General features: G+C 50.8%; 6 protein-coding genes. All 6 read left to right on the plus strand.

Annotation, left to right across the window (positions count from 1 at the left end):
- The coding region (locus tag QVO51_RS00075) for a hypothetical protein (protein ID WP_288167638.1) at positions 1-604 on the plus strand (604 nt) is incomplete at its 5' end.
- Positions 605-825: 221 nt separating this feature from the next.
- The gene (locus QVO51_RS00080; RefSeq protein ID WP_022356720.1) at positions 826-1,017 is read left to right on the plus strand and encodes a DUF6019 family protein; all 192 of its coding nucleotides are present in this window, start codon (positions 826-828) and stop codon (positions 1,015-1,017) included.
- 189 nt (positions 1,018-1,206) lie between these two features.
- A complete protein-coding gene (locus QVO51_RS00085; RefSeq protein ID WP_022356721.1) occupies positions 1,207-2,691 on the plus strand; it encodes a UDP-glucose--hexose-1-phosphate uridylyltransferase in 1,485 nt (494 codons plus the stop codon).
- A gap of 172 nt (positions 2,692-2,863) precedes the next feature.
- The gene (locus tag QVO51_RS00090; RefSeq protein ID WP_022356722.1) at positions 2,864-3,490 is read left to right on the plus strand and encodes a DUF3592 domain-containing protein; all 627 of its coding nucleotides are present in this window, start codon (positions 2,864-2,866) and stop codon (positions 3,488-3,490) included.
- A gap of 18 nt (positions 3,491-3,508) precedes the next feature.
- A complete protein-coding gene (locus QVO51_RS00095; RefSeq protein ID WP_022356723.1) occupies positions 3,509-5,929 on the plus strand; it encodes a glycosyl hydrolase family 59 in 2,421 nt (806 codons plus the stop codon).
- A gap of 333 nt (positions 5,930-6,262) precedes the next feature.
- The coding region (locus tag QVO51_RS00100) for a replication initiator protein A (RefSeq protein WP_288167639.1) at positions 6,263-7,042 on the plus strand (780 nt) is incomplete at its 3' end.

The raw sequence follows: 7,042 nt of genomic DNA on the forward strand, positions 1-7,042 counted from the left end.
CATTCTGCTTCTGGTGATGATGATCTGCGGACTGCTGCCCGGGGTGTGCAGCAAGCTGGTCAAAAAGTTTCAGAAGGGGAAGGGGCTGCTGATCGCATCCAGGGTGCTGGCAGTTTTCGCCATTGCAGCATTCTATACGCCCCTGGTGGTGCTGCGGAGCGCCAAGGAGGTTCAGTTGCTGTACCCCCTCAAGCGCTTTCTGTATACATATGGTGTGTATGGAGATAGAAGCGGCATATATGAAGCTCTGCTGCCGGAGCAGCTTCCGGATGCCTGCACAGGGTATCGATTCCGCACCCAAGGCAGCTTGATCGCCCAGGATTATCACGCTTCCTCCTATCTGACCTTTTACACAGACGTTGCCACTTTGGATACTTACGCTGCCTATTACGACAGCATGGACTGCGAACGGATCCAGTATGCTCCGGCAGGGGAAACGGATGAAGAACCGTTTCCCTACCTGTCCTGGTTTTGCAACCAGATGAAGCTGGACCAGAACTTGCCGGAGCATTCGGAACAGATGACGCTGTATTGGTTTGATAGCTACTACCCGAAGGGCGTCCTGCTGGATTATGATACCGGGCTTGTGGCGGTACTGACTTAAGGCACCACCGCACAAGGCATGCCGGGAGGCTTTGTAGAGCATCTGTCACACAGGCTTTGACGTGTGAAACATCAGCCATCCAGTTGGTTCTCTGCATGAGCAACCCATCCTGTAAAAGCGTGGATGGGTTGTTTGACTTTTCGTATATGGGCGTGGTATAATGTGTGAAACGAAATGTGGGGCATCTGCCTTGCAAATCGGAATTTGACGGAGGTAATGAAATGTTTGAAGAATTAGGAATTAGTTTTGGCCCAGCACTAATCGTTTTACTTGCATTATATTTTATAGTTAAATGGGCTGTCAGAAATGGAATAAAAGAAGCCTATAGGGATATTACAGGAGAAGTCACTACCGAAGATATTGAAGGAGAACAAATAAGTGATGAACTAGGTATTGATGAAGAGGAAAAATAGACAAATTCCAGTTTGCAGAGATGATCATACCCATAAAACCAGCATCTGACGAAATAACAGTACCATTTTTCATCTTTTCGCTTATTTTGTGTATACATGCCGAAGTGAGTTGTGCTATAATATAGGCACCACCGCACAATCTTTATAGTCAATGAACAGATTCCAATGGATTTGAACGAGGAGTACGTTATGATTTACAATACGATACAGGGCTTGATCCGGCATGGGATACGCAGCGGACTGATCACAGAGGAGGACGAGCTGGTTGTGCGCAATCAGCTGATGGATCTGCTGCATCTGACGGATTGGGAGGACTGTGAAGGAAGAAGCGGTTCGTTGGATGAACTGCTGGATGAAGTGGTAGATTATGCCTGTGCAAACGGCATCATTGAACAAACCGCCGTACAGCGGGATCTGTTCGATACAAGGGTGATGGGCGTGTTTACCCCCATGCCCCATGAAGTGAACCGGGAATTTTCCCGGCAGTATGCCCAGTCTCCGGAGGCGGCGACCAACTGGTACTATGCCTTCTGCAAAAATCTGAATTATGTGCGTGCCGGCAGGATTGCAAAGGATCTGAAATGGACTTATGCATCCGACTACGGTACACTGGATATCACCATCAACCGGTCAAAGCCGGAAAAGGATCCCCGGGACATAGCCGCAGCTAAAAATCAGAAATCCGCAGCATACCCCAAGTGTCAGCTGTGCCTGGAAAACATGGGCTTTGCGGGGCATCTGACCCATCCGGCACGACAGAATCTCCGGCCGGTTCCGGTGGAGATCCAGCAAGAGAAGTGGTTCCTCCAGTACTCTCCCTATGGGTACTATCACGAGCATTGCATTCTGTTTCACAGCAGGCATGTGCAGATGGTGATCGACCGGTCCGTGTTTGAAAAGCTGTTTGATTTTCTGGAGCAGTTCCCACACTATTTTATTGGTTCCAATGCGGATCTTCCCATTGTAGGGGGATCCATTCTCTCCCACGAGCATTTCCAGGGCGGTAAATACACCTTCCCCATGGAAACGGCATCGGTGGAAAAACCGTTTGTTCTGAAGGATTTTCCGGAGGTGGCGGCAGGACTGGTGAAGTGGCCCATGTCCGTGATCCGGCTGACATCCGCCAACCGGGCGCAGCTTGTGCAGGCCTGTGACCATATCCTGCAAAAGTGGCGAAGCTATACGAATCCGGATGTGGGGATCTATGCCCGGACGGAGGATACGCCCCACAATACCATTACTCCCATTGCCCGCATGAGAAACGGCAGACTGGAATGCGACCTGGTGCTGCGGAACAACCGGACTTCTCCGGAGCGTCCCCTGGGAATTTTCCACCCCAATCCGTCCCTGCATCACATCAAAAAAGAAAATATCGGCTTGATTGAGGTCATGGGGCTTGCGGTGCTGCCTGCACGGCTGGCGGTGGAGCTGGATGTGCTCCGGGAAAAGATGCTTGCCCGTGCGGATCTGATGAAGGATCCCAGAACGGCTCCTCATGCAGAGTGGGCGGTACAGGTGCTGCATGCGCATCCGGAGTTTGCCCCGGAGCATGCGGAACAAATTCTCCGCCTGGAAGTGGGCAAGGTGTTTGAACAGGTGCTGTGTGATGCAGGCGTGTTCAAACGGACCCCCCAGGGTCGGGCAGCCTTTCTGGATTTTGTGGAGGGGCTTTAGACAGAAACCTCTTGCAATGTGACTAGTATCCTGCATCGTTCCCTTAACATTTGACCACAGCAGTACATATGAATTTAACGCTGGCTTTACAGAATTACGGTTGACACTGCCGAATGCCCCCTGCTATGATAAATGCGGAAGGAGTCCGTGTTTTGAAAATCGGAGGATGCATATGGTGTATTTGATGCTCGCTGTTGCAGTGGTCGTGATCGTTCAATGCGTCACCAAGCGGAAGCAACAAGCTGAAAGCCACAAAGACGCTGAAGATATTCCGGCAGTGGGGGAAGCATGCAGCCCGGATGCACAAGAGACACGCAAAAAGGGCGGCATTCTGCCGGTTCTGTATATTTGTCTGATCCTCTGGCTGTGCGGGCTGGCCTTGATCGGCGGCGCATACAAAAGCAAAAAGGAGTCTGAAGCCATCAAAAGCCAGGGCAATCGTGCCACCGCTTACATCACCGGGGTTTCTGAATTTGAGGTATATGACGAGGACGGGGACCTTAGAGATGTCCGGGATATTTACATAGCGTATGAACTTCATGGAGAAGCATACAATTACGTGATCAAGGACGCATACATGTGCGCATCGGAAAACGATATCGGCGAACCGGTGGAGATCTATTACGATGGGGAGAATCCGGCGGTGATCACCGTTCCGGAAAATGTGGAAAGCAAGGTTTCGGTCAAGCTGCCTCTCGGCATCGTGATCTTTTGCATCCCCACAGGGTTGATCCTCTTTTTCGGTATCCGGTATAGGATGGAGAAAAGATCCCGGGTCAACAGGGACGGAGATGCATAAAAATGGGGAGGGAACAGCGTGAAAACAAGAGCGCTTATCATCGACGGAAGAACCAGGAACACGAAGGAAACTATGCGGTACCGGGGCGCAGGCATGGTAAGCGCCAATAATTCATCCCGCCTGCTTCTGGACTATAAGGCGGAGCATCCGGAGGCGTACCGTGAAATCCTGGAGTATATCTTTGGGGAGGAGGGCATCGGGGTCAATCATTTGAAGCTGGAAATGGGATCGGACATCAATTCTTCTTCGGGAACGGAACCCTGCATTATGCGCAGTGCTCATGAACGGGCTGATGTGACAAGGGGAGCAGGCTATCAGCTTGCTGCGGACGCAAAGAAGATCAATCCGGATCTGACGCTGGATATGCTTTGGTGGAACGAGCCAAGGTGGGTGTCCGATGCGGAGGATCTCTATGCCGCAAGGTATCAGTGGTACAAGAACACCCTGGATGCAGCATACGAGACCTATGGGTTGAAATTTGACTATGTGAGCGCCGTGCAGAATGAACGGGGCGCAGATCTGGAATGGGTCAAGTATCTTTCAGCCCATCTGAAAAGCGAACGGGACTGTCCCTATGACTATGCCGGGATCAAAGTGGTAGGGGGAGAGGAGGTCTGCACCTGGGGCTTTGCCGACAGAATGTACGAGGACGAGGAGCTGATGCATGCCGTTGACGTGGTGGGCAGTCATTATACCAGCTGCTCCACTGCCAGGGCACAGCAGCTTGCTCGGGAATACGGCAAGGAGCTATGGTTCAGCGAGGCAAGCTCCCCCATGAGCTATGGGCAGGGTACATACAGATTTGACGGAACTCATTCGGGCTTGTCGGATCTCAACGGGGTTCTGGACATTGCCAACAGAATCATCGGCATGTACCCCAACGGCGGCATGACCCTTTATGAGTATCAGCCTGTGGTGTCGGCATATTATGACGGAGTCTGCTATTGCCAGAAGCAGCTGATCTCCGCTGCGGATCCCTGGAGCGGCTATTACCTGCTGGACAGCGGATTTTATATGTCGCTGCATTTTTCTCAGTTTCTGAAAAAGGGCTGGGCGTTTGTGGATAGCGGCTGCTTCAGCGATGGCAAACCCGGAGGAGACGGTCACGCCATAGTGGACGCAGTGTACAGCTACATGACGGCAACGGATACTGAAAGCGGCGATTACAGCACCGTCATTGCTAACACCACGCCGGAGCCCATTGCATATACCTTCCGGGTATCCGCATTGGACAAAGCGTCTGCGCCGGTAGGCGTATGGGAAACAAGAGGCCCCGACGGCGGCAGTTATGATGCCCATTATTTCAAAAAGATATCGGGCATTACCCCCGAGGAGGAACAGGGGGCGTATACCTATACCGTATTGGTGAAGCCCTATTCCATGGTGACGGTATCCACAGTGACTCCCGGGCGGACAGAATACAAAAACAAGGATGCATCCGAGCAAGCTCTGTTTCCGCTGCCATATGCTGATGATTTTGCATATGAAAACTATCCGCCGGATTATCTGACCTCCAGGGGCGGTGCGCCCAGATACACCACGGATCAGGGCGGTGCTTTTGAGGTGGAGCAGACCGAAAGCGGCAATGCGCTTGTGCAGCAGATCACTGCCCATACCCGGGCGAAGGAATGGGGCTTTACCCCGGATCCGGTGACTTGCTTTGGGGATGACAGGTGGTACAACTACAGTGTGTCGGTGCATGTGAAGCTGGATCCATCGGAGGAGCCGGCAAAGAATTATGCGGGTGTGGGACTGCGGTACACCCTTGCATGCAATGCAGTCAGCGGCTACTCCATCCGGCTTTACCAGGATGGAAGCTGGGCTCTTCTGGCGCAGGATACGGTAAAGGCAAGGGGCAGCATTGGGGACTTTGATCTGGGCGCTGTCCATGCGCTGCACATAAAGGCGGAATACAATGTGATCACAGCATGGATTGACGGTGAACCTGTTGCCGAATATATCAGCCGGTCAGAGGCTCTGATGGGCGCCGGGCGTGGCGCATTGTACAGCGCATACCACCGCAATCGTTTCAGCAGGCTTGTGATCCGGCCGACAGCAGACGCAGAATCATATATCACCCGGTACGATAACACCGATGTCTGCTTTGCATATGAGGGGGCGTGGGAGCATCAGACTGCAACCGGCTTCAAGCATTATAAGCGCACCATATCCCAGGGTAAAGAGGGGGCAGTGTGCATTGTGCGCTTCGTGGGAACAGGCTTTTCACTGTTTGGGGAAACCGGCAAAGCGGTACTTTCCGTTGTAATAGACGGGGGAGAGCCCCGGTCCGCACAGGTATGTGAAACGGGCCCGCGGGAAATATCCTATCGCTGTGATGGTCTGGCAAAAGCAGCCCATATCGTAAGGATCACGGTTGCGGCAGGCACATACAGCGTGGACGGAATGGAAGTCATTGGCGGAGAAGTCCCCGGTTTCTGAGGAGATGGGGAAGCATCGCATATTTACCGGATCAACGGCTGCTTTGACAGAAATCCTTCCGATGCTGCCATAACAAATGAAGCGGATATAAGAAAGCCCCGGAAAACCTTGATTTTCCGGGGCTTTTAAGCATTTTGTAAGAGGAATTATCTCTTTGAGAACTTTACGGATAACCTGTAAAATGTTTCCGATTTTAATAAACGACGTAAAACCGTTATATTTTTACACAGATCAACCCGTCTTATACGGAACTGAAATGTCTTTAAGCCCCACAATAAGCCCCAAAAAGCTCCAAGGATAAAAGATCTCCCCCAACTTCAAGGAGGAATAAAAATGTTTGAATATTACTATGGAAATCAGACCGAAACGTTCAATTTTGTAAGAGTCCCCTGGGTGCTGTTCACTCACCCTGCGTTTGAGAAACTGTCTAACGATGCAAAGATACTTTATGCCCTGCTGCTTGACCGAATGAGTCTGTCCCGTCAGAACGAGTGGTTTGATAACGAAAACAAAGTCTATATCATTTATACCGTTGAAGAAGCATCTGCAACTCTCAACTGCTGCAGCGAAAAGGCTTCAAAGCTTTTCAAGGAACTAGATGATGTAAACGGCATAGGTCTGATAACCCGCAAAAGAAGAGGTTTAGGCAAGCCCTCTATCATTTATGTGAAGAATTTTATCGTGGACGATGATCCCGATGATACTCCCGAAACGGACAGCTCCGACAGTACAGATTCAAGAAACGAAGAAAGCCGTATTCAGGACAGCGGCATATCCGAAATGCAGAACACAGAAAATCCTGTTTCTTGTGCCAAAGAAAACCGTTCTCTTGAAACCGACAAAACCGACGCAATCAAGAATAATATAATCAAGACTGATATCAGTAATACTGAAAATCAATCATATCAATCTGTCGGCGGATATGAGCGAGATGATGCGACAGATATCATCAACGAAAATATCGGCTATGATATGCTCATCGAGAGCAATTCATCTATTGCAGATATGATAACCGAAATAAGAAATATTATGGTTGATGTTGTGTGCGGAGAGCGGCAGGTAGTTATCGGCGGAAAAGCTGTTCCTGAAGAAGCTGCAAAGTGCCCCCTTCCC

This window comes from Ruminococcus sp. CAG:379 (genome assembly GCF_000434255.1).
In the GTDB taxonomy this organism is placed as follows: domain Bacteria; phylum Bacillota; class Clostridia; order Oscillospirales; family Ruminococcaceae; genus Ruminococcus_F; species Ruminococcus_F champanellensis.

What these genes read in the sequence shown, in the direction of transcription:
- QVO51_RS00080 (WP_022356720.1), top strand. Translation starts at nt 826, where the DNA reads ATGTTTGAAGAATTAGGAATTAGTTTTGGCCCAGCACTAATCGTTTTA.
- QVO51_RS00085 (WP_022356721.1), top strand. Translation starts at nt 1,207, where the DNA reads ATGATTTACAATACGATACAGGGCTTGATCCGGCATGGGATACGCAGC.
- QVO51_RS00090 (WP_022356722.1), top strand. Translation starts at nt 2,864, where the DNA reads ATGGTGTATTTGATGCTCGCTGTTGCAGTGGTCGTGATCGTTCAATGC.